We start from the raw sequence: 18486 nt of genomic DNA on the forward strand, positions 1-18486 counted from the left end.
CTGAGTCGCGCCACGATGAAGTCTCGCTGCTCCCCCTCGATCGCCGGCTCATCGCGCCCGCGTGTCGGAGGGATCAGTTGAAGCTGGGCTTGCGCACGGCGGGCCACAGCGGTGGCGTGGCGTCACCGTTGGCCGGCACCGCCTCGCCGCTGACCTGTCCGGTGTCGACGTGCAGGATCAGCGGGTTGGCGGCGATGACCATGCCCTGCCGCTCGGCCGCCTCGGCGACGTGCTGCGGGTCGCGCAACCGCTCGAGGTCCATCTCGAGCGACTCCTGCTGCGCGGCGAGGTTCGTCGCCTGCTTCTCCAGCCGTGACTCGGTGAAGGCCGCCTGCTGCATGGAGGTGTTGAAGCAGAGCAGGCTGATGACGCCGCCGAGCAGGATCAGGCTGACGAGGGTCACGAACGGGAAGCGGGAGGCCTGCACCCGGCGGCGCGGGACGACGGTGAGGCGGGCGCGCTGCAACGCGCCCGGCTCGAGCCAGGCCAGCCGGCGGGAGGTGATCTTCGGTGCTGCGGAACTGCTCATGACGCTCCCCGGTGCTGTGCTGGGTCTCTGGGTGAAGGGCGGGACGGGCGGACACGCTCGACGGCGCGCAGGCGGACCGAGGCGGCGCGCGGGTTGCGGGCGATCTCGTCGGCGTCGGCCTGCTCGGCGCCGCGGGTGACCAGACGGTGGGTCGGCTCCATGCCGGCCGGCACGAACGGCAGGTCGGGCGGGACGTCGAGCCGGGTGGCGGCGGTGAAGGCCTGCTTGACGAGCCGGTCCTCCAGCGAGTGGTAGGACTCCACGACGACGCGGCCGCCGATGCCGATCGCCTCGACGGCGGCCGGGATGGCACGCCGCAGCACCGCGAGCTCGTCGTTGACCTCCATCCGCAGCGCCTGGAAGGTGCGCTTGGCCGGATGCCCGCCGGTACGCCGGGCGGGCGCCGGGATGACCTCGTAGAGCAGCTCGACCAGGGGGCCGCTCGTGGTCCACGGCGTCGTCTCGCGCCGGCGGACGATCGCCCGGGCGATCTTGGCGGCGAAGCGCTCCTCGCCGTACTCGCGCAGGATCCGCGCGAGATCGCCCGGCGCGTAGGTGTTGAGGACGTCGGCCGCGGTCGGCCCGGTGCTGTCGTCCATGCGCATGTCGAGCGGGGCGTCAGCGGCGTAGGCGAAGCCGCGCTCGCGCATGTCGAGCTGCATCGAGGAGACGCCGAGGTCGAAGAGGACCGCGTCGACCGAGGTCAGCCCCAGGTCGGCGATCACCTCGGGCAGCTCGTCGTAGACGGCGTGGACTCCGGTGAACCGGTCGCCATACGCCGACAGCCGCTCGCCCGCCATGGCGAGGGCGTGCTGGTCCCGGTCGATGCCGACGAGACGACAGGTCGGGATGCGCTCGAGGACCGCCTCGCTGTGCCCGCCCAGGCCGAGCGTGCAGTCGACGATGACGGAGCCGTCGCGGGTCAGGGCCGGGGTGAGCAGGTCGACGATGCGGTCGAGCAGGACGGGAAGGTGGCGCGGTGCGCCCGTCCCTTCTGCGTCGTCTGCGCCGCTCATCTCGACCCCACCGTCGGTTCCGTCCCTGGAAAGTGCCCTGCTGGAAATGCGGAGCGGCTCCGTAGGACCAGGTCTCATGCCCGCCCGGCGCAACGTCGGGTGAGCGCGCCATCTGGGACCGGGGAAGTGCCCCAGGAGGGCGACGGTCGTCTGGAACCGGGGAAGGTGCCCCAGATGACCGCGAGCGGGACTGAGACCTCGTCCTGCGGAGCCGCTGTTCAGTTGTGTCAGTTGTGTCCGGTCGTGCCCGTCAGCTCTGGGCCGCGGGGTCCTCGTCGAGCTCGGCGAACTTCGCCTGGGCCACGGCCGAGTAGTCGTGCCAGCGCGTGGGGTCCCAGATCTCGATCCGGTCCATCACGCCGATGACCACGACGTCCCTCGTCAGGCCGGCGTAGGCGCGCAGGAGCGGGGAGATGCTGATCCGGCCCTGCTTGTCGGGGACGCCCGGCTCGGCGCCACCGAAGAGGACGCGGGCGTAGTCACGCGCTCCCCGCGAGGTCAGCGGCGTCTGCTGCGCCCGCTGGGCCTCGGCCATGAAGGTGTCCTCGGGCCACACGACCAGGCAGTTCTCCTGACCCTGCGTCACGACGACCCCCTCCGACAGCCGATCCCTGAACTTCGCGGGGAGGAAGAGACGGCCCTTCTCGTCGAGCTTCGGAGTGAACGTGCCCATGAAGAACACGGGCACCACCCCCCTCGGTCCGACCAGGCCGCTCCACGTTCGTGGCCTCGTCCTCCACTTTCCACCACCGTACCCCACTTTCCTCCACCGTCAACCACTGACGCCCCTTCTGCGCGTCGGACCGCTCCCCGCCCGCGGTGGAACGCACACCGCTCGCCGTTGAACAGCCCGGCGCTCGGCGTCGTGGAGGGTCGTGGAGGGGTCGTGGAGCGTCGGGAGGGCGGGTGGAGCCGGTGGTGGAGCTGGTGGTGGAGCTGGTGGTGGAGCTGGTGAAGTGGACCAACGGGGAGCGCAGGACTTGCCGAGCGCAATACGGTTGGGTCAAGCGCCCCGCGAAGATGCGGACGGCCCGCCGGAAGGACCACACGTGACAACGCCGACCGCTGACCCGTCAGCAACCCCTCATTCGGTCCCGGGCGCGGACCTGGAGACGCTGACCCGCGTGGCCGGTCGCATCCGCGCCAACATCGAGCGCGTCATCGAGGGCAAGCCCGACGTCGTGTTCTCGACCCTCGTCGTGCTCCTGGCCGAGGGGCACCTGCTGATCGAGGACGTCCCCGGCGTCGGCAAGACGCAGCTCTCCAAGGCACTGGCGCGCTCGATCGACTGCACCGTCCGCCGCATCCAGTTCACGCCCGACCTGCTGCCCTCCGACGTCACCGGCGTCTCGGTCTTCAACCAGAACACGCGGGAGTTCGAGTTCCGGCCCGGCGGCGTCTTCGCCAACATCGTGGTCGGCGACGAGATCAACCGCGCCTCGCCGAAGACGCAGTCGGCGCTGCTCGAGTGCATGGAGGAGCGTCAGGTCACCGTCGACAACGCGACCTACCAGCTCGAGGCGCCGTTCATGGTCGTCGCGACCCAGAACCCGGTCGAGATGGAAGGCACCTACGCGCTGCCGGAGGCCCAGCGCGACCGCTTCATGGCCCGCGTCTCGGTCGGCTACCCGGTGCCGGCGGCAGAGATCGCCATGCTCGCCTCCCACACCCGGGCCAACCCGCTCGACGACCTCGAGCCGGTCACCGACGCCAGCGAGCTGCGCAAGCTGATCGGGATCGTCGGACAGGTGCACGTCTCCGACGCCGTCCAGCGCTACGCGGTGGCGCTCACCTCCGCGACGCGCGGGCACGACGAGCTCAGCCTGGGCGCCTCGCCACGAGCCACGCTCCACCTGGTCCGCGCGGCGAAGGCGGCCGCCGCCCTGCGGGGGCGCGACTACGTGCTGCCCGACGACGTCTCCTCGCTCGCCACGCCGGTCCTCGCCCACCGGCTGCTGCCGACGGTCGAGGCCACCATGACCGGACGTACGACGGCCTCGGTGCTCGACGCGATCCTCGCGACCGTGCCCGTCCCGGCCGGCAGCGCGGGGTGACCACGTGCGTGAGGCGCTCTCCGGTCTGACCCTGCGCGGGCGGGCGTTCCTCGCCGCCGGGATCAGCGCGGTGGTGTGCGCGATCCTGCTGGGGCAGTCGACGCTGGTCCGGGTCGGGGTGCTGCTCGTCGCGCTCCCCCTGGTCACCGCGTTCGCGGTCGGACGGGCGCGCTACAAGCTGTCGCTGGTCCGGACGGTCAGCCCCCAGGTCGTGCCGGCCGGGCAGTCCGCCCGGGTGCGCCTGACGCTGCGCAACGACGGCCGGATGCCGACCGGTGCCCTGCGCATCGAGGAGCAGGTCCCCTACGCGCTGGGGAGCCGCCCCCGCTTCGTCGTCGAGGGCGTCGAGCACGGCTGGCACGGCAGCGTGGACTACCCGGTCCGTGCCGAGACCCGCGGCCGCTACGAGCTCGGTCCGATGACGGTGCGCGTCGGCGACCCCTTCGGCCTGGTCGAGCTGACCCGGGCGTTCCGGACCACCACTCCCCTGGTCGTCACCCCCCACACCGTCCCGCTGCCGGGGATCGCGCTGTCCGGGTCGCTCACCGGCTCGGGCGACCAGCGGCCGCGCGCGTTCGCCGGTGGCAGCGCGGAGGACGTCACCGTCCGCGACTACCGCCGCGGCGACGACCTGCGCCGTGTGCACTGGCGCAGCTCGGCCAAGGTCGGCGAGCTGATGGTGCGCCGTGAGGAGCAGCCCTGGCAGACCCGGGCGACGGTCTTCCTCGACAACCGGGTCGGCGCGCACCGCGGGGAGGGCGCGGCCTCCTCCCTGGAGACGGCCGTCGTGGTCGCCGCATCGGTCGCGGCGCACCTGACCAGCCGCGGCTACACGGTCCGCCTCGTCACCGCCGCCGGAGAGGACCCCGGGACGTCGTGGCAGCACGACGACGCCGCGGTCACCGCCGGCCACCTGCTCGAGGCGCTGGCGATGGTCCAGGCGCTGCCCAACACCGTGCTGGAGACCGGCTGGCTGCGCGAGCAGGGCGCGGGCTCGCTCACCGTCGCCGTCGTCGGCGGCCTCACCGGGCCCGACCTCGCCGTCATGCGGCGGGTGCAGCACCACGCCGGCGGTGCACTCGCGGTCGCGCTCGACGTCGACGCGTGGGGTCCCACCAGGATCGCCGGCGGCGGGTCCGCCGGCTGGCTGCTGCAGCAGGGCTGGCGGGCGGTCGGGCTCACGCCCGACGACAGGATCGACCAGGCGTGGCAGGAGCTGGGCGCCGTACGGGCGTGGCGGCGGGGGGTGGCACATGCGCATCCGTGACACCGCCTTCGGCCCGGTCCTGCAAGCGATCGTCGCCGCGGCCACCGTGTGGGCCACGACGCTGTCGTGGCGCGCCTTCTCCCAGGACCCGGGCGGCTACCTCGCGGCCCTCCTTCTCCTGGGCCTCGTCGTGGCGGGGGTCGGCTCGCTGGCGCGCTGGGCGCGGCTGCCATGGGGGCTGGTCCTGCTCGCGCAGCTCGTCGTGGGGGGCGCGGCCGTGAGCCTCCTGCTCACCGGATCGCCCCTCCCCGTCGCCGGTGCCTGGACAGAGCTGCGCGCCGACCTCTCGCACGCCGGTGACGTGGTGCGGACGCAGCGTCCCCCTGTCCAGGTGGCGGGCGGGATCGCCCCGTTGCTCATCGGCGGCGGCCTCCTCTGCTTCGTTCTCGTCGACCTGCTCGCCTGCACCTTCCGCCGGGCAGCGCTGGCCGGCCTGCCCCTGCTCGCGATCTATGCCGTCCCGTTCTCCGTGGTGGACGGCGGGCTGCCGTGGTGGGGCTTCGCACTCGGCGCCGCCGGCTTCTTGATGATGCTCGTGCTGAGTCAGAGCGAGATCGTCGGCAGGTGGGGACGCCGGCTCGAGAGCCCCGACACCCTCGGCGCTCGCGAGAGCGCGGGCGCGATGTACGTCGGCAGCGTGGCCACCGTCCTCGCGATCATCCTCCCCGGCCTGGTCCCCACGTTGGACCTGCAGCTGTTCGGCCTCGGCCCGGGCAACGGCAGCGGTGGCCACATCACCGTGACCAACCCTCTGGTCGGTCTGCGCCGCGACCTCGTCCGCGGGCCCGACATCCCCGTCATCCGGGTGACCACCGACGACCCGGACCCCTCCTACCTGCGCATCGCCGTGCTCAACCGCTTCGGCGACAACGAGTGGTCGGCGGGCAACCGCTCCGTCCCCGTCACCAACGACGCCGACGGTCTCCTGCCCGGGCTGCTCGGGGTGGCGACCTGGGTCGACCGGACGACGTACGACTACCAGGTGTCGATCGGGAACGACTTCGACTCGCGCTGGCTGCCGACGCAGGCGCCGATCAACGAGATCCACGCCGCCGGCGACTGGCGCTACGACACCCGCACGATGGACTTCCTGGCCGGACCGGACCAGGGCGGCGCCGGCGGCATGACCTATCAGATGAAGGCCGTCGCGCTCGACCTCGACTCCGCCGACCTCGCCAACGCGCAGGGCTCGCCGGGAAGCGTGGGCACCTCCTACCTCGACCTCCCCGACGACTACCCCAAGAGCGCCCGCGACCTCGCCGATCGGGTCACCGCGTCGGCCGGCTCCGACTTCGCCAAGGCCGTGACGCTGCAGAACTGGTTCCGCGACGATGGCGGCTTCGTCTACGACGACACCGTGCCGATCGGCAGCAGCCCGGGGGACCTCGAGAGCTTCCTCTCCACCGCCGAGGGCGGACGTCGCGGCTACTGCCAGCAGTTCGCCGCCGCGATGGCGGCCATGGCCAGGTCACTGGGCATCCCGGCGCGGGTCGCCGTCGGCTTCCTGAGCCCCGAGAAGGTGGGCCCGGCCAGCTGGATCTACAGCACCCACGACCTGCACGCGTGGCCCGAGCTCTTCTTCAGCGGGGCCGGCTGGGTGCGGTTCGAGCCGACGCCGGCGGCGCACGTCCCCGACGTGCCCGGCTACACCCGTGACCTCGGTGCGCCCCGGGCCGACGACCTGCCGAGCGCCGCTCCGAGCTCGGCGGAGCCGACGGCCGGTGCGGCTGACACGCAGAAGCCGCGGGAGGAGACGCAGTCGACGAGCGACGCACCCGCGGTCAGCTCCCACACGATCTGGTGGTGGACGCTCGGCGGCGTGCTGGCCGTCGCCGCGTTCGGCGCCCTCGCCCTGGTCCCCTCACGGCTCCGGACGCGGCGGCGGACGGCCCGGCTCCGGGCCGGTGCGCCCGAGGGCGCCTGGACCGAGATCAGGGAGACCGTCGCCGACCTCGGCCTGAGCTGGCCCGTGGGTCTCTCGCCGCGCGCGGCGGCCGGGATCCTCGAGCGCTACCTGCCCGGGGACGACCGACCTGCGCTGTGGCGCATCGTCGAGGCGGTCGAGGTGGCGCGCTACTCGCTGCACTCGCCGGCGAAGGTCGCCGAGGACGACGTGCTCACCGTGCTCGCGGGACTGCGACGGGCCAGCAGCGACCGGGCGGTACGCCGGGCGGCCTGGTGGCCGCGGTCGGTCCTGCAGCCGGTGCCGGCCGAGACGACGTCGGCCGAGCTCGTCGACCAGGTCGGCTGACCCTCTCGGCCGGAGGCCGAGGGCCGGCCACTCAAAGCGGGATCTACCAGCCGGCGTTGCCGTCGCGGCGACGCTGCCAGCGCTGCTCCATGCGGTCCATGAAGGAGCCGTGGGGGCGACGGGTGCGCGTCCTGCCGCGCCGACCGCCCTCGAAGACGGTCAGGCCGTGGCTCGGGTGCCCGGCCGACGGTTGCACGACCGGCTTGGAGCGGATGGCGGCGAGCCCGACGGTCGCGGCCGCGAGCATGATGACGAAGCCGATGATGCCGACGACGGGCAGCTGGGTGATCACGCCTGTCATCAGGAGCGCGATGCCGGCGACGAAGACGACCCCGGCCAGGACGGCGCGCCGACGGGCTGCGCGTCGGAAGGACGTGCCGCGAAGAGTGGACGCGAACTTCGGGTCCTCCTGCAGGAGAGCCCGCTCCATCTGCTCGAGCAGCCGCAGCTCCTCTTCAGAGAGTGGCACCGGTCCTCCCGCTGGTTCTGAAGGCGGCGTGCCGCCGCGTTGATCTCCTGGAGCCAGTCTAGGCAGCAGGTTGATCACACGGTACCCGCGCGCAAGAAAATTCCACCGATCCGGGACTCATCGGTCGAAGGTGGCCATCAGATGCAGCTGCGCGGCGAGTGGAAGGAAGTCGGGTCGCTGGGCGACGGCGTGCTCGAGCTCGGCGAGCGCGGCCGGGGCGCCGGGCTCGAGATCGAGGAGCGAACCGGGCACCAGGTCGGCGAAGACCCGCACGCCGTGCACCGAGTCGACCCGGAACGCGGCATCGGCCAGCAGGTCGGTCGCCTCCGCGACCGTGAAGCGGCGGCCGGCCCGTCCGGACGGACTGGTGTCGTCGAGCAGGGCGAGCGCCTGGGCGAAGTGGCCGGCCATGGCCCGTGCGACCACCGAGGCGTTGCGCTGGCCGACGAGCAGGCTGAGCCGGCCGCCCGGGCGCAGGACACGGCCGAGGGTCGCGATCGCCTCGGCCGGGTCGTCGACGACCTCCAGCACGCCGTGGCAGAGCACCAGGTCGACGGCTCCCTGCTCCACGCCGAGCGCGCCGAGGTCGCCCTGGCGACCCTCGACCTCGACGTCGAGCTCGCGGGCGCGACGGGCGAGTGCGGCCAGCGCATCGGGGCTGGGGTCGACCACGGTCACCCGGTGGCCCAGCTGCGCGACGCGCACCGCGAACCCGCCGGTGCCGCCGCCGATGTCGAGGACGTCGAGCGGTGGGGCGTCGAGGATCGGCCGGAGGGTGTCCCAGACGACGGCCGTGCGGGCACTCCCCCGGCGTTCGCTCACGGTCATGCGCCCACCCTAGTGGCGACTCCTTCGAAGATCGTGCCGTGCGGGACGAGGCCGAGCGACTGCTCGACGACGGCGAGGAACCGGTCGGCGTCGCGGATCAGGTGGTCGGCCTCGGCGCCGGTGACGGCTCGGGTCGACCCGGCCTCCGCCGCCGCCCGCTTCGCGGCTCCGGCCGAGAAGAACGCCGCCCAGTCCGTGAGCTCCGGGGCGACCTCGCTCAGCAGCACCCAGGCGTTGCGTTGCGGCCGGCGGCGTGCCGCGAGCATGGGAGTCGAGCGCGCCGCGAGCAGGGCGGCGGCCGCCTGGAGCGCGGCGACGTGGGCGCAGGCGTAGCGGGTGGCGACGTCGTCGGACTCCATCGCCTCGGCCAGCGACGAGGCTGACCGCATCAGGTAGGCGTGGGTGGTGGCCGGCAGGATCGTCACCTGGGTCATCGCGCTGCTCCTCTCGCGGTCCGGAGGAGCTTCCGCTCCACCGAACCTGATCGAACACGTGTTCGATATTCCGACGGTAGCGCCGCGCGACGGGCCGGTCAAGGCGCGTCGTTCGGCGTTCGGAGGCGAGTCAAGCAGCGGGCACCGACAGTCCTCGCCCGCGTCAGTGCAGGGCCGTGTCCAGGTCGGCGTCCACGCCGGTGTCCGCGTCCGGGTCGGCGTGGATGTAGGCGGTGGTGTCCGGGTGCCACAGCGGGACCATCAGAGCGGCGAAGAGCGCCAGCCCGACGATCGTGCACACCGTGAACGTGGTCGGCTGTCCGACCCGCAGGCCGGCCACGCCGGCGACGCCTGAGAAGAACAGCAGCGCGGTGATGCCCAGCCGGGCCCACTCGTAGCCGTTGCTCAGGAAGACGCCGAACACCCCGATCAGGCCGGACAGGACGACGTACAGCGTGATGGCGACCCTGACGAACTGCGGCGGCGGGACCGAGCCCTGCTCGACCGCCGGCAGGCCGCCGGTCCGCAGCAGCTCCCGGACCGCCGGGTTCCCCTCCGCCCAGGAGCGGACCAGGTCGTCACGGAGGACGACGATGAGCACCACCGCCACGGCGCCCAGCAGCACCAGGGCCACCAGCAGCTGTAGGGCAAGGGTCAGCGACGCAGGCCGCTCGTCCACTCATGACTCCGTTCGCTCGAGATGGCTAGGGTCGGCCCATGGCCTCCGACCTCACCGAGCACCCGTCCGTCGTCCGCTTCCGCGAGGAGCACGCACGGCGCGGCGGCACAGGTGACATCGTCATTCTGCCCGACTCGGTCCACACCGCCGCACTGGCGGCCGCCGCGCTCGGCTGCGAGGTCGGCGCGATCGCCAACAGTCTGCTCTTCGACGCCGGCGGCACGCCGGTCCTGGTGCTCACCTCCGGGGCCCACCGGGTGGACACCGCGCTGACCGCCGAGCGGCTCGGCCTGCCGGGTCTGAAGCGCGCGTCCGCCGACTTCGTGCGGGCGCACACCGGTCAGGTGATCGGCGGCGTCTCCCCCATCGGCCACCCGACCCCCGTGCCGACCTACGTCGACGGCTGGTTGCGGCGCCACCCCGTGGTCTGGGCGGCCGCGGGCCACCCGGCCACCGTGTTCTCCACGACCGTCGACGAGCTCATCTCCTTGACCGGAGCCACCGAGGTGGAGGTGGAATAGACGCGCGGCAGCGCGTCGTCGACCCGTGCTCGGCACATCTTGCCGCGCGATCGGGGGGAACATCGCACCATGGACAGCCTCGCTCTGACCTTCTCCAGCGGCTGGGCCAGCGGCGTCAACGCCTACCTGGTCGTGCTCGTGCTCGGCATCGCCGACCGCATCGGTGACTTCACGCAGATCCCCGACGCGCTCGGCACCTGGCCGGTGCTCCTCGTCGCCGCCGCGCTCTACGCGACGGAGTTCGTCGCCGACAAGATCCCCTACGTCGACTCGACGTGGGACGCGATCTCGACGGCGATCCGCCCCACGGTGGCTGCGGTGGTCGGCGTGCTCCTGGCCGGTGACGCCAGCTCGCTCGACCAGGCGGTCAACGGCGTGGTCGGCGGCGGCACCGCCCTGCTGTCGCACCTGACGAAGGCGGGCAGCCGGCTGGCCATCAACGCCTCCCCGGAGCCGTTCTCCAACATCATCGCCAGCCTGACCGAGGACACCGCCGTCCTGGCGGTCGTGGCGTTCGCCATCCACCACCCGCACGCGGCCGCCGCGGTCGCCGCCGTGCTGCTCGTGGGCGGCCTCGTCGTGCTCTACCTGCTCGCGAAGGTCGTCCGCCGCGGCTGGAGACGATGGAAGGGCAAGGACCGAGCGGTGCCCGCCTGAGCGACGGGCTAGGTTTGCGCCCGTGGCGCGGGTGGTGGTGGTCGGCGGCGGCTTCGCCGGGCTGGCCTCTGCGGCACGTCTCGCCAAGCTCGGCCACGCGGTGTCACTGCTCGAGGCCGAGCCCACCCTCGGTGGCGCACTGCGCCCGGTCGAGCAGGACAACTTCTCCTGGGACGCGTCGGCGAGCACGACGCTGCTGCCCGCGGTCGTCCGCGACCTGTTCCGCAAGTCCGGCCGGCCACTCGAGCGCGAGCTCGAGCTCGAGCCGGTCGAGATCGTCCGCGAGCACCGGTTCCGGGACAGGACGTCGGTGCGGTTGCCCGGTGGCTCCCGCGCCGCCCAGGTCGCGGCGTTCGACGAGCTCACCGACAAGCGCGGTCGCCCGCAGGGACAGGCGTGGGTGGACCATGTCGGCACCTACGGCGCGGTCTGGGAGGCGCTGCGGCAGCACGTCTTCGAGGCGCGTACGACGGCTCCGCCGGTCGAGGTCACGGCGCTGCTGCGCAGCCGGGAGATGCTGCATCGTCGCCTGCGCGCCGACTTCTCCGACGAGCGGCTGCGGCTGGTCGCCGGCCACCCGTTCGAGGCTGCCGGGCATGTGCTGCGCGACGTGCCGGCCTGGGCCGGGCTGACCGCCTACCTGGAGCAACGGTTCGGCGCCTGGCGCCCGGTCGGCGGCATGTCGGCGCTCGCCACCGCCCTGGCCGACCGGATGGCGACGCGGAAGGTGGAGGTGCACACGTCCACCCCGGCGGTCGACCTGGTGCTGCGGAACGGCCGCGCGGTCGGCGTACGCACGGCGGAGGGTGAGGTGGACGCCGACGCCGTCGTCGTGGCGACCGACCCGCGCAACCTCCCCGCGCTCAAGGTGCACGCCGCCCGGGCGACGCCCGCGATCCCGCCGTTCGTCGTCCACCTCGGTCTCGAGGGCGCCGTCCCGGACCTCCCCGCCGAGCTGGTGCTGCACGGCGACCCGACGCTGGTCGTGCGACCTGGCGGCCGCGCGCCCGAGGGCGGTCATGCCTGGACGGTGCACGTGCGCGGCCGGATCTTCGAAGACATCCTGGTCGCGCTGGCGCGCCACAAGGTCGACGTGCGCGACCGGGTCGTCAGCCGGGTGGACCTCTCGCCGCGGGACCTGGTCGAGCGCTGGCACGGCTCGCCGCTGGGCGTGGTCTGGCGCGGCCGCTCGACGGCGCGGCTCGGGCCGACGACACCGATCGCCGGCGTCTACGCGGCCGGCGCGCACGCGGTGGGGGGCGACGGGCTGCCGTTCGTGGGTCTGTCGGCGGCCCTGGTCGCGCAGGCGATCGGGCCGGCCTGACGTCAGACCGTCAGGTTGAGCCTGTCGAAGATCTCGAGGGTCGCCTTGGACCGGTTGAGCGTGTAGAAGTGCAGCCCCGGGGCCCCGCCCGCCAGCAGCGTCTCGCACAGCTCGGCGGCGAGCGCGATGCCCTCGGCGCGCACCGCCGCGGGGTCGTCGGCCCTGGCCTGGATCCGGTCGGCGATCTCCTGGGGCACGGAGGTGCCGATGAGCTCGCCCTGCCGTCGGATGGCGCCGAGGTTGAGGATCGGCATGATGCCGGGCAGGATCGGCATGTCGACGCCGCGAGCGCGCACGCGGTCGACCAGGTCGAAGTAGTCCTCGGCGCGGAAGAACATCTGGGTGACGGCGAACGCCGCACCGGCCCGGGCCTTGGCGACGAGCACGTCGGCGTCGGCCTCGAGCGAGGCCGACGACGGGTGGCCCTCGGGGAAGGCCGCGACGCCGATGTCGAAGGTGCCCCGGCCGCGGACGAGCTCCACGAGCTCGGAGGCATAGCTGAAGCCGCCGTCCGTGGGCGTCCACGCGGCGCGCGGGCCGTCGCTCGGGTCGCCGCGCAGCGCCATGATGTTGCGCACGCCGGCCGCTTCGTAGTCGTCGAGGATCGCCTCGATCTCGGCCACCGTGTGCCCGACACAGGTCAGGTGGGCCATCGGGATCATCGCGGTGTCCCGCGCGATCCGAGCGGTGATCCGCACGGTCTTGTCACGGGTCGACCCGCCGGCGCCGTAGGTCACCGAGACGAACGTCGGGCGGTAGGGCCCGAGCGCCTCGATGGCGGCCCACAGCTGCTCCTCGCCCGCCTCGTCCTTCGGGGGGTAGAACTCGAACGAGAACGACCGCCCGCCCTCTCGGATCAGCCGGCCGATGTGCTGCGCATCGCTCTCGGTCATGCGGGTCATCCTAGGGACGCGGACGGGTGGGGCGGCGCATCGTCCACGCCTTTGGACAGCTCGGGTGGTTCGCGAGCCCGCGGGGCACGTGCGGTGCGCGCCCGGGCCATCGATAGGCTCGTCGGTCGTGACGCAGACCTGGGACGTCGACGGCTTCCGCGGCGGCGTGCAGCAGGCCCTCGACGAGTTCCTGGAGCGGCACGAGGCAGCCCTGGCGCCGCTCGGTCCCGACGCCGGCCGCCTGCTCGCGCAGGCCCGAGTGACGGTGAGCGGCGGGAAGCGGTTCCGGGCGGCGTTCTGCTACTGGGGGTACCGCGCCCTCGCCCCCTCGGTCGCCGACGAGGCCGCACTGGTCCGCGCCTGTGCCTCCCTCGAGCTGCTGCACGCCTCGGCACTGGTGCACGACGACCTGATGGACGCCTCCGACACCCGGCGTGGCCGACCGGCCACCCATCGCGCGCTCGAGGCCGACCACCGCGAGGCCGGCTGGCGGGGCGACCCGGAGCAGTACGGCGCCGCCGCGGCCATCCTGCTGGGCGACCTGCTCCTGGCCTGGGCCGACGAGCTGCTCCGGCGCTCCGGCTTCCCGGTGGAGCGGGTGGCCCCGGCGCTGGAGGTCTTCGACGCGTGCCGCAGCGAGGTGATCGCCGGGCAGTTCCTCGACGTCTCGGTGCAGGCACGGGGCCGGGCGGACGTCGAGACCGCGATGACGGTGCTGCGCTACAAGTCGGCGAAGTACTCCATCGAGCGGCCGCTCCACATCGGCGCCGCGCTGGCCGGGGCGTCGGCCGACGACCTGGCCGCGCTGACCGCCTTTGGCCTGCCGCTCGGCGAGGCCTTCCAGCTGCGCGACGACCTCCTGGGCGTCTACGGCGACCCCGCGGTGACCGGCAAGCCGGCCGGCGACGACCTGATCGAGGGCAAGCGGACGGTCCTGGTAGCGCTGGCGCTCCACGGTGCCTCCTCCACCGACGCGGCGGTCCTCGACGCCGCGCTCGGGCGGTCACTCTCGGCCGACCAGGTCGACGACCTGCGCCGCATCATCGACGCCTCCGGCGCGCGCGAGCAGGTCGAGACGACCATCGCCGAGCTGACCGACTCGGCCGTCGCCGCGCTCGACCGCGCCCCGATCGACGAGCACGCCCGCGGCGTACTGCTGGGGCTGGCGGAGGCCGCGACGCAGCGCAGCGTCTGAGCGCAGCGTCTGAGCGCAGCCGGGATCCGCGGGACGATCGCCGGGGGTCAGTCGAGGCTGGGCAGCGGGATGTCCGGGCCCTCGCCACGGAGCAGCACGGCGAGGTCGCCCCGTCCGCTGCGCTCGGCGAAGATGTCGGTGACCGCGTCGAAGGTCGGGCGGTCGGCGCGGGCGAACGGACCCCACTCGTCCCACAGCACGACCAGGCGGCCCTCGACGTCGCGCAGGACGTCGCGCAGCGCGTCGAGGTTGCGGCCGAAGTGGTCCGGCGCGGCCAGCGCGGAGCCGAACGCGTCCATCAGCGCCTGCTTGTCCTCCACGCCGACGCCGTCGACGCGGGTGAAGTGCCAGCCGGCGTGCTCCACGGTGTGCTTGACGTCAGCGGCGCCGAAGGCCGCGTGCCACCGGTAGACCCCCGGCGCGTGGTGCCCGGCCAGGATGCCCGCCAGGCCGCTCATCGGTCGTTCCTTCGAACCATCGCCTGCTCCTCCTCGAGTCGCGCTTACCGCCTGATCCGGTCGAAGTGCTCGTAGTGGTCGGCGGTCCAGTAGTACTCGCCGCCGTCACCCGTGATGATCCGCCGTGCGCCGCGATCGCGCGACCCCGGCGTGGGGACCGTGTACTCCTCGTAGTACCCCCGCTGCTGCTGGGGAAGCAGCCTCTCGAAGTTGCCGAAGGTGCTGCCGTCCTTGCCGGGATAGGGGAACGGACCGCCCGCATCAATGAGGTCGAGTGTCGTCCGCGCCTCGACGGGCAGGTCCTGCTCGTCGATCCAGCGCAGCCCCGAGTCCGGGTCGGTCTGCCCGCTCGCCTGCCCGTCGGCGGTCGAGGTGCCGGCGTACGACGGCGGGCCTGCGCTGCCGGAGGTCCCGCCGTCGTCGGTGCCCCGCGTCCACGCCACAGCGGCGAGGACCACGAGGACCGCGACGACCGACCCGATCGTCGACAGCGTCCGACGGCTCACCGCGGGCACGCGTCAGAACGCCATCGCCTGGGCGCGGCGCTTGGCCTCGGAGCCGCGGTTCTCCTTCAGTGCGTCGATGGGCCGTCCCGGCAGGTCGGCGTCGAGGTAGAGCCAGGCGATGCACTCGCGGTCGTCGTACCCGCCGTCGTGGAGGACGGTGAGCAGGCCGGACAGGCCCTTGACCGGCTCGCCGTCGACGATGAAGTCGGCGGGGATGCGCTGGCCGGCACCCTTCTCCCCCGGGTTCGGAACGGCGGCGGCGAGGTGGTGCTCGCGGATCAGGGTGCGGACCTTGCCGACGCTCACGCCGAGGCGTTTCGCCGCCTCCGCCCAGTCGATCCAGTCGGGCACGAGTGCGGCCAGGTCGTGGTCGGCGAGTCGCAGCGGAGCGTCCATGGGAGTGATCCTAGGCGCGCGCGTTGCGCGAGTCGCGGCCCGGTTGAGGCGGGATGGCTCCGTACCATGGCTTCGATCCGGTCTCTTCCCCGGCCGGTAGCAGGAGGGTCGACATGCAGGCTGACCGGCGTGGGCAGAGCCGTGCCGGAGCACAGGCGCGCCCGACCGTCACCGACCACGACCCCCTGCTCGGACGCACGCTCGACGGCCGTTACCGGATCACCTCGCGGATCGCGCGCGGCGGCATGGCCGGGGTCTACGAGGCCACCGACCTGCGGCTGGACCGCACGGTCGCGGTCAAGGTCATGCACAGCGGCATGGGCGGCGGTGGCGGTGGGCTCGGCGACGACAGCGCGTACGTCGCCCGGTTCGTGCGCGAGGCGCGCGCCGCGGCCCGGCTCTCGCACCCCCACGTCGTCTCGGTCTACGACCAGGGCGAGGACGGCGGCTCCCCCTACCTGGTGATGGAGCTCGTCCCCGGCCACACCCTGCGCGACACGATCACCTCGCAGAGCCCGATGGCGCCGCGTCGCGCGCTGGCGCTGCTCGAACCGGTCCTCGCGGCGCTGGCCGCCGCCCACCGGGCCGGGCTGGTGCACCGCGACATCAAGCCCGAGAACGTGCTGATCTCCGACGAGGGGGCGATCAAGGTCGCCGACTTCGGCCTGGCCCGCGCGGTCACCGCCGACACCCAGCACACGTCCACGGGCGTGCTGATCGGAACGGTCTCCTACATCGCGCCCGAGATCGTCACCGAGGGCCGGGCCGACGCCCGTGCCGACGTCTACTCGGCGGGCATCCTGCTCTACGAGCTGCTCACGGGCCGCAAGCCGCACGAGGGCGAGACACCGATCCAGGTCGCCTACAAGCACGTGCACGAGGACGTCGCGCCGCCGTCGCGGCTCGTTCCCGCGCTGCCGCCGTACGTCGACGCGCTGGTCGCCCGCGCGACTGCCCGAGACCCCGGGCTGCGCCCGGCCGACGCCGGCGTCCTGCTCCGCCAGGTCCAGCGGGTCGGCTCGGCGCTCGCCGCCGGGATGCGCGACGACGAGGAGCTCACCGCCGACCTGGCGCTGCCGGCGCGGGTCACCGACGACACCACACCCGAGCGCTGGGACCAGCCGCTCGACCTGCACGACGACCGCACCCGGGCGGTCTCGCGGCCGACGCGGGCCCCGGCACCCCTGCGGGCTCCGGTCGCGGCACCGGTCGCGGCCCCGGCGTCGGCCCGGCGGCGCCGCGGACCCCTCAAGGTGGCCCTCGCGGTGCTGCTCGTCGCGGCCATCGCCGGCGCCGCCCTCTGGTTCGGTTACCTGCGCTACACCAGCACCCCCGGCGTGCTGGGCCTCACCCAGGCCGCCGCACAGAGTCGTCTGAAGGCGGCCGGCCTCGACGTCGAGGTCGGCAGGCCGGCGTACTCCGACACCGTCGCGGCGGGCCGCGTGCTGCGCACCTCGCCGTCCCCGGGCGACCGGGTCCTCGACGGCGGGACCGTCACGGTGGTGCTGTCCAAGGGCGTCGAGCAGTACCAGGTGCCCGACCTGGCCGGCCGGACCGTCGACCAGGCCCAGGACGCCCTGCTCGGGATCAAGATGACCTATGGCAAGGCGGTCAAGCGCTGGTCGGAGACCGTCCCGGCCGGGCAGGTCATCCGGACCGACCCTGCCGCGGGCGCGACGCTACGTCCCGGGACGTCCGTCGACGTCTGGGTCAGCAAGGGCCGCCGGCCGATCGAGGTCGCCGACTGGACCGGGAAGTCGCTCGACCGTGCCCGCCCCGCGCTCGAGGGCGCCGGGCTGACCGTCGAGACCGACAGTCGGTACGACGACGACGTCCCCGAGGGCCGGGTGATCTCCCAGTCGCCGGACTCCGGCACGCTCTACAAGGGCGACACGGTGAGCTTGGTCGTCTCGCGCGGCCCCCAGCTCGTCGAGATCCCCGGCGGGCTGCGCGGCATGGGTGTCGATGCCGCGACCGGCAGGCTCGAGGATCTCGGCTTCAAGGTCGAAACCGCGAAGACCGATCACTACCTGGGTCTGGGCTTCGTCTGGTCATCGGACCCCGACAGCGGCAAGAAGATCCCCAAGGGCAGCACGATCACGCTCTACCTCGTCTGACCCTGACGCCGTCCCGGCGAGACCACCTCGACGTGACGCCGGCGACCACAATGACAAGCTCGCTTGACATGGCCTTGTGATGTCAAGCAGGCTTGTCATATGGCACGTACTCCCGCCGACCCGAGTCACCGGCCCGAGCGGAACCGTCGGTCCCTCCTGCTGCGGTCAGCTCTCCTAGCACTCGCCGCGGCCGCGGTGGCGATCAACGTCGTCGTCGCCGATTCCATCCGACTGGGTGCTCTGATCCCCATCCTCGTCGCGGTAGCGATCGCGATGTTCAGCGGCGATCGGGCGGGCGCGTGCGGGCGCCGGCATGCGAAATGACGTTCGCGCGATGAGGGCGGCGCGCGGGATCTCACAGGCGGAGCTGGGCCAGGAGCTGGGCGTTTCACGCCAGACGATCAACTCGATCGAGGCGGGACGCTACTTGCCGTCGCTTCCACTGGCCCTGGCCTTGGGTCGCTTCTTCGGCGTGGCCGTGGAGGAGATGTTCCATGAGGACGCCTAGCACCACCGAGCTCGCCGTGCCGGCGGTCGCCGTCGGCATCGGCCTCGTCTACCTGGTGACCGGCCTCGTCGGTGGGCAGACCCGCTTCGGTGTCGGCGGACTCGCCGTCATGGTGGCGTTCGCCGGAGTGCTGCTGCTGGCGCGACGCCGCAGCGAGACCGTCAAGGGCCTGCTGGACCGGCGCGACGAACGCATCAACGCCATCGATCTGACAGCGACGGCGGTGGCGGGCGGCGTTGTGCTGGCTGCCCTGTTCGTCGCGTTCGCGATCTCGATCGCCCGCGGCGGCAATGGGACCCCCTATGACTGGCTGCTGGGGCTCGGCGGCCTTGCCTACGTCGCCGCCGTCGTGGTCATGCGCCTACGCGGCTGACGGCGGTCGGC

22 protein-coding genes and 1 pseudogene are annotated in these 18486 nt (G+C 73.0%); 12 read left to right on the forward strand and 11 right to left on the reverse strand.

The genetic code is table 11. The annotated features are described in order from the left end of the window. Positions 1–73: 73 nt before the first annotated feature. The 3 genes from ftsL to mraZ form a co-directional block, all read right to left on the reverse strand. A complete protein-coding gene (gene ftsL / locus BM236_RS05730; protein WP_091121245.1) occupies positions 74–529 on the reverse strand; it encodes a cell division protein FtsL in 456 nt (151 codons plus the stop codon). Beyond that, entirely contained in the window at positions 526–1545 is a 1020-nt protein-coding gene (gene rsmH / locus BM236_RS05735; protein ID WP_091121248.1) for a 16S rRNA (cytosine(1402)-N(4))-methyltransferase RsmH, read from the reverse strand. The genes ftsL and rsmH overlap by 4 nt, the downstream gene beginning before the upstream one ends. A gap of 250 nt (positions 1546–1795) precedes the next feature. After that, positions 1796–2227, reverse strand: coding sequence for a division/cell wall cluster transcriptional repressor MraZ (gene mraZ, locus BM236_RS05740; protein ID WP_175507572.1), 432 nt, complete (start codon positions 2225–2227; stop codon positions 1796–1798). Between the two features lie 367 nt (positions 2228–2594). Here mraZ and BM236_RS05745 point away from each other — a divergent pair, with 367 nt between their 5' ends. From BM236_RS05745 to BM236_RS05755, 3 genes are read left to right on the forward strand one after another with little or no spacing between them, the layout of a single operon-like run. After that, positions 2595–3599: an AAA family ATPase gene (locus BM236_RS05745; protein ID WP_175507564.1), complete on the forward strand. Its 1005-nt coding sequence runs from the start codon at positions 2595–2597 to the stop codon at positions 3597–3599. A gap of 4 nt (positions 3600–3603) precedes the next feature. Continuing rightward, complete coding sequence (locus BM236_RS05750) at positions 3604–4866, forward strand: DUF58 domain-containing protein (protein ID WP_091121250.1); 1263 nt, start codon at positions 3604–3606, stop codon at positions 4864–4866. After that, a complete protein-coding gene (locus BM236_RS05755) occupies positions 4853–7117 on the forward strand; it encodes a transglutaminase TgpA family protein (RefSeq protein WP_091121252.1) in 2265 nt (754 codons plus the stop codon). The genes BM236_RS05750 and BM236_RS05755 overlap by 14 nt, the downstream gene beginning before the upstream one ends. A gap of 43 nt (positions 7118–7160) precedes the next feature. Here the strand turns inward: BM236_RS05755 and BM236_RS05760 are convergent, their stop codons facing one another. From BM236_RS05760 to BM236_RS05775, 4 genes are all read right to left on the reverse strand, one after another. Beyond that, complete coding sequence (locus BM236_RS05760) at positions 7161–7586, reverse strand: DUF3040 domain-containing protein (protein WP_091121254.1); 426 nt, start codon at positions 7584–7586, stop codon at positions 7161–7163. Positions 7587–7703: 117 nt separating this feature from the next. Then, complete coding sequence (locus tag BM236_RS05765) at positions 7704–8414, reverse strand: methyltransferase domain-containing protein (protein ID WP_091121257.1); 711 nt, start codon at positions 8412–8414, stop codon at positions 7704–7706. Continuing rightward, complete coding sequence (locus tag BM236_RS05770) at positions 8411–8848, reverse strand: SAV_6107 family HEPN domain-containing protein (protein WP_091121259.1); 438 nt, start codon at positions 8846–8848, stop codon at positions 8411–8413. Before BM236_RS05770 ends, BM236_RS05765 begins: the two co-directional genes overlap by 4 nt. Before the next feature lie 163 nt (positions 8849–9011). Beyond that, complete coding sequence (locus BM236_RS05775; RefSeq protein ID WP_091121261.1) at positions 9012–9527, reverse strand: hypothetical protein; 516 nt, start codon at positions 9525–9527, stop codon at positions 9012–9014. A gap of 38 nt (positions 9528–9565) precedes the next feature. Between BM236_RS05775 and BM236_RS05780 the strand changes: the two genes are divergently transcribed. The 3 genes from BM236_RS05780 to BM236_RS05790 all read left to right on the forward strand — a co-directional run bounded on the left by BM236_RS05780 (position 9566) and on the right by BM236_RS05790 (position 12029). Beyond that, positions 9566–10048, forward strand: coding sequence for a YbaK/EbsC family protein (locus tag BM236_RS05780; protein WP_091121264.1), 483 nt, complete (start codon positions 9566–9568; stop codon positions 10046–10048). A 69-nt stretch (positions 10049–10117) separates the two neighbouring features. Beyond that, positions 10118–10705 (forward strand): DUF4126 domain-containing protein, encoded by a 588-nt coding sequence (locus tag BM236_RS05785; RefSeq protein WP_091121265.1) that lies wholly within the window; start codon positions 10118–10120, stop codon positions 10703–10705. A 22-nt stretch (positions 10706–10727) separates the two neighbouring features. Next, a complete protein-coding gene (locus BM236_RS05790; RefSeq protein WP_091121268.1) occupies positions 10728–12029 on the forward strand; it encodes a phytoene desaturase family protein in 1302 nt (433 codons plus the stop codon). Between the two features lie 2 nt (positions 12030–12031). Here the strand turns inward: BM236_RS05790 and metF are convergent, their stop codons facing one another. Continuing rightward, a complete protein-coding gene (metF, locus tag BM236_RS05795; protein WP_091121552.1) occupies positions 12032–12922 on the reverse strand; it encodes a methylenetetrahydrofolate reductase [NAD(P)H] in 891 nt (296 codons plus the stop codon). 127 nt (positions 12923–13049) lie between these two features. Between metF and BM236_RS05800 the strand changes: the two genes are divergently transcribed. Beyond that, entirely contained in the window at positions 13050–14117 is a 1068-nt protein-coding gene (locus tag BM236_RS05800; RefSeq protein WP_245750156.1) for a polyprenyl synthetase family protein, read from the forward strand. Between the two features lie 47 nt (positions 14118–14164). Here BM236_RS05800 and BM236_RS05805 read toward each other — a convergent pair whose 3' ends face one another. The 3 genes from BM236_RS05805 to BM236_RS05815 are packed head-to-tail and all read right to left on the reverse strand — an operon-like array spanning position 14165 to position 15477. Then, complete coding sequence (locus BM236_RS05805; protein WP_091121273.1) at positions 14165–14575, reverse strand: barstar family protein; 411 nt, start codon at positions 14573–14575, stop codon at positions 14165–14167. Between the two features lie 44 nt (positions 14576–14619). Then, complete coding sequence (locus tag BM236_RS05810; protein ID WP_245750157.1) at positions 14620–15081, reverse strand: guanyl-specific ribonuclease; 462 nt, start codon at positions 15079–15081, stop codon at positions 14620–14622. Positions 15082–15093: 12 nt separating this feature from the next. Then, the gene (locus BM236_RS05815; RefSeq protein ID WP_217645242.1) at positions 15094–15477 is read right to left on the reverse strand and encodes an Rv2175c family DNA-binding protein; all 384 of its coding nucleotides are present in this window, start codon (positions 15475–15477) and stop codon (positions 15094–15096) included. 185 nt (positions 15478–15662) lie between these two features. Here BM236_RS05815 and pknB point away from each other — a divergent pair. The 5 genes and pseudogenes from pknB to BM236_RS05830 all read left to right on the forward strand — a co-directional run. Beyond that, positions 15663–17378, forward strand: a pseudogene (gene pknB, locus BM236_RS05820) (Stk1 family PASTA domain-containing Ser/Thr kinase); the annotation flags it as partial. A gap of 54 nt (positions 17379–17432) precedes the next feature. Then, entirely contained in the window at positions 17433–17594 is a 162-nt protein-coding gene (locus BM236_RS19605; RefSeq protein WP_425434185.1) for a PASTA domain-containing protein, read from the forward strand. Positions 17595–17789: 195 nt separating this feature from the next. Next, positions 17790–17918, forward strand: a complete 129-nt coding sequence (locus BM236_RS19485) for a hypothetical protein (protein ID WP_281247625.1) — start codon at positions 17790–17792, stop codon at positions 17916–17918. Between the two features lie 10 nt (positions 17919–17928). Further along, positions 17929–18102 (forward strand): helix-turn-helix transcriptional regulator, encoded by a 174-nt coding sequence (locus BM236_RS05825; protein ID WP_245750158.1) that lies wholly within the window; start codon positions 17929–17931, stop codon positions 18100–18102. Beyond that, positions 18089–18475, forward strand: a complete 387-nt coding sequence (locus tag BM236_RS05830; protein WP_091121279.1) for a hypothetical protein — start codon at positions 18089–18091, stop codon at positions 18473–18475. Before BM236_RS05825 ends, BM236_RS05830 begins: the two co-directional genes overlap by 14 nt. Positions 18476–18486 lie beyond the last annotated feature (11 nt).

Source organism: Nocardioides terrae (assembly GCF_900112345.1).
GTDB classification, from domain to species: domain Bacteria; phylum Actinomycetota; class Actinomycetes; order Propionibacteriales; family Nocardioidaceae; genus Nocardioides; species Nocardioides terrae.

What these genes read in the sequence shown, in the direction of transcription:
- ftsL (WP_091121245.1), bottom strand. Translation starts at nt 529, where the DNA reads ATGAGCAGTTCCGCAGCACCGAAGATCACCTCCCGCCGGCTGGCCTGG.
- rsmH (WP_091121248.1), bottom strand. Translation starts at nt 1,545, where the DNA reads ATGAGCGGCGCAGACGACGCAGAAGGGACGGGCGCACCGCGCCACCTT.
- BM236_RS05755 (WP_091121252.1), top strand. Translation starts at nt 4,853, where the DNA reads ATGCGCATCCGTGACACCGCCTTCGGCCCGGTCCTGCAAGCGATCGTC.
- BM236_RS05765 (WP_091121257.1), bottom strand. Translation starts at nt 8,414, where the DNA reads ATGACCGTGAGCGAACGCCGGGGGAGTGCCCGCACGGCCGTCGTCTGG.
- BM236_RS05770 (WP_091121259.1), bottom strand. Translation starts at nt 8,848, where the DNA reads ATGACCCAGGTGACGATCCTGCCGGCCACCACCCACGCCTACCTGATG.
- BM236_RS05780 (WP_091121264.1), top strand. Translation starts at nt 9,566, where the DNA reads ATGGCCTCCGACCTCACCGAGCACCCGTCCGTCGTCCGCTTCCGCGAG.
- BM236_RS05785 (WP_091121265.1), top strand. Translation starts at nt 10,118, where the DNA reads ATGGACAGCCTCGCTCTGACCTTCTCCAGCGGCTGGGCCAGCGGCGTC.
- metF (WP_091121552.1), bottom strand. Translation starts at nt 12,922, where the DNA reads ATGACCGAGAGCGATGCGCAGCACATCGGCCGGCTGATCCGAGAGGGC.
- BM236_RS05805 (WP_091121273.1), bottom strand. Translation starts at nt 14,575, where the DNA reads ATGAGCGGCCTGGCGGGCATCCTGGCCGGGCACCACGCGCCGGGGGTC.
- BM236_RS05815 (WP_217645242.1), bottom strand. Translation starts at nt 15,477, where the DNA reads ATGGACGCTCCGCTGCGACTCGCCGACCACGACCTGGCCGCACTCGTG.
- BM236_RS19605 (WP_425434185.1), top strand. Translation starts at nt 17,433, where the DNA reads ATGGGTGTCGATGCCGCGACCGGCAGGCTCGAGGATCTCGGCTTCAAG.
- BM236_RS05825 (WP_245750158.1), top strand. Translation starts at nt 17,929, where the DNA reads ATGAGGGCGGCGCGCGGGATCTCACAGGCGGAGCTGGGCCAGGAGCTG.
- BM236_RS05830 (WP_091121279.1), top strand. Translation starts at nt 18,089, where the DNA reads ATGAGGACGCCTAGCACCACCGAGCTCGCCGTGCCGGCGGTCGCCGTC.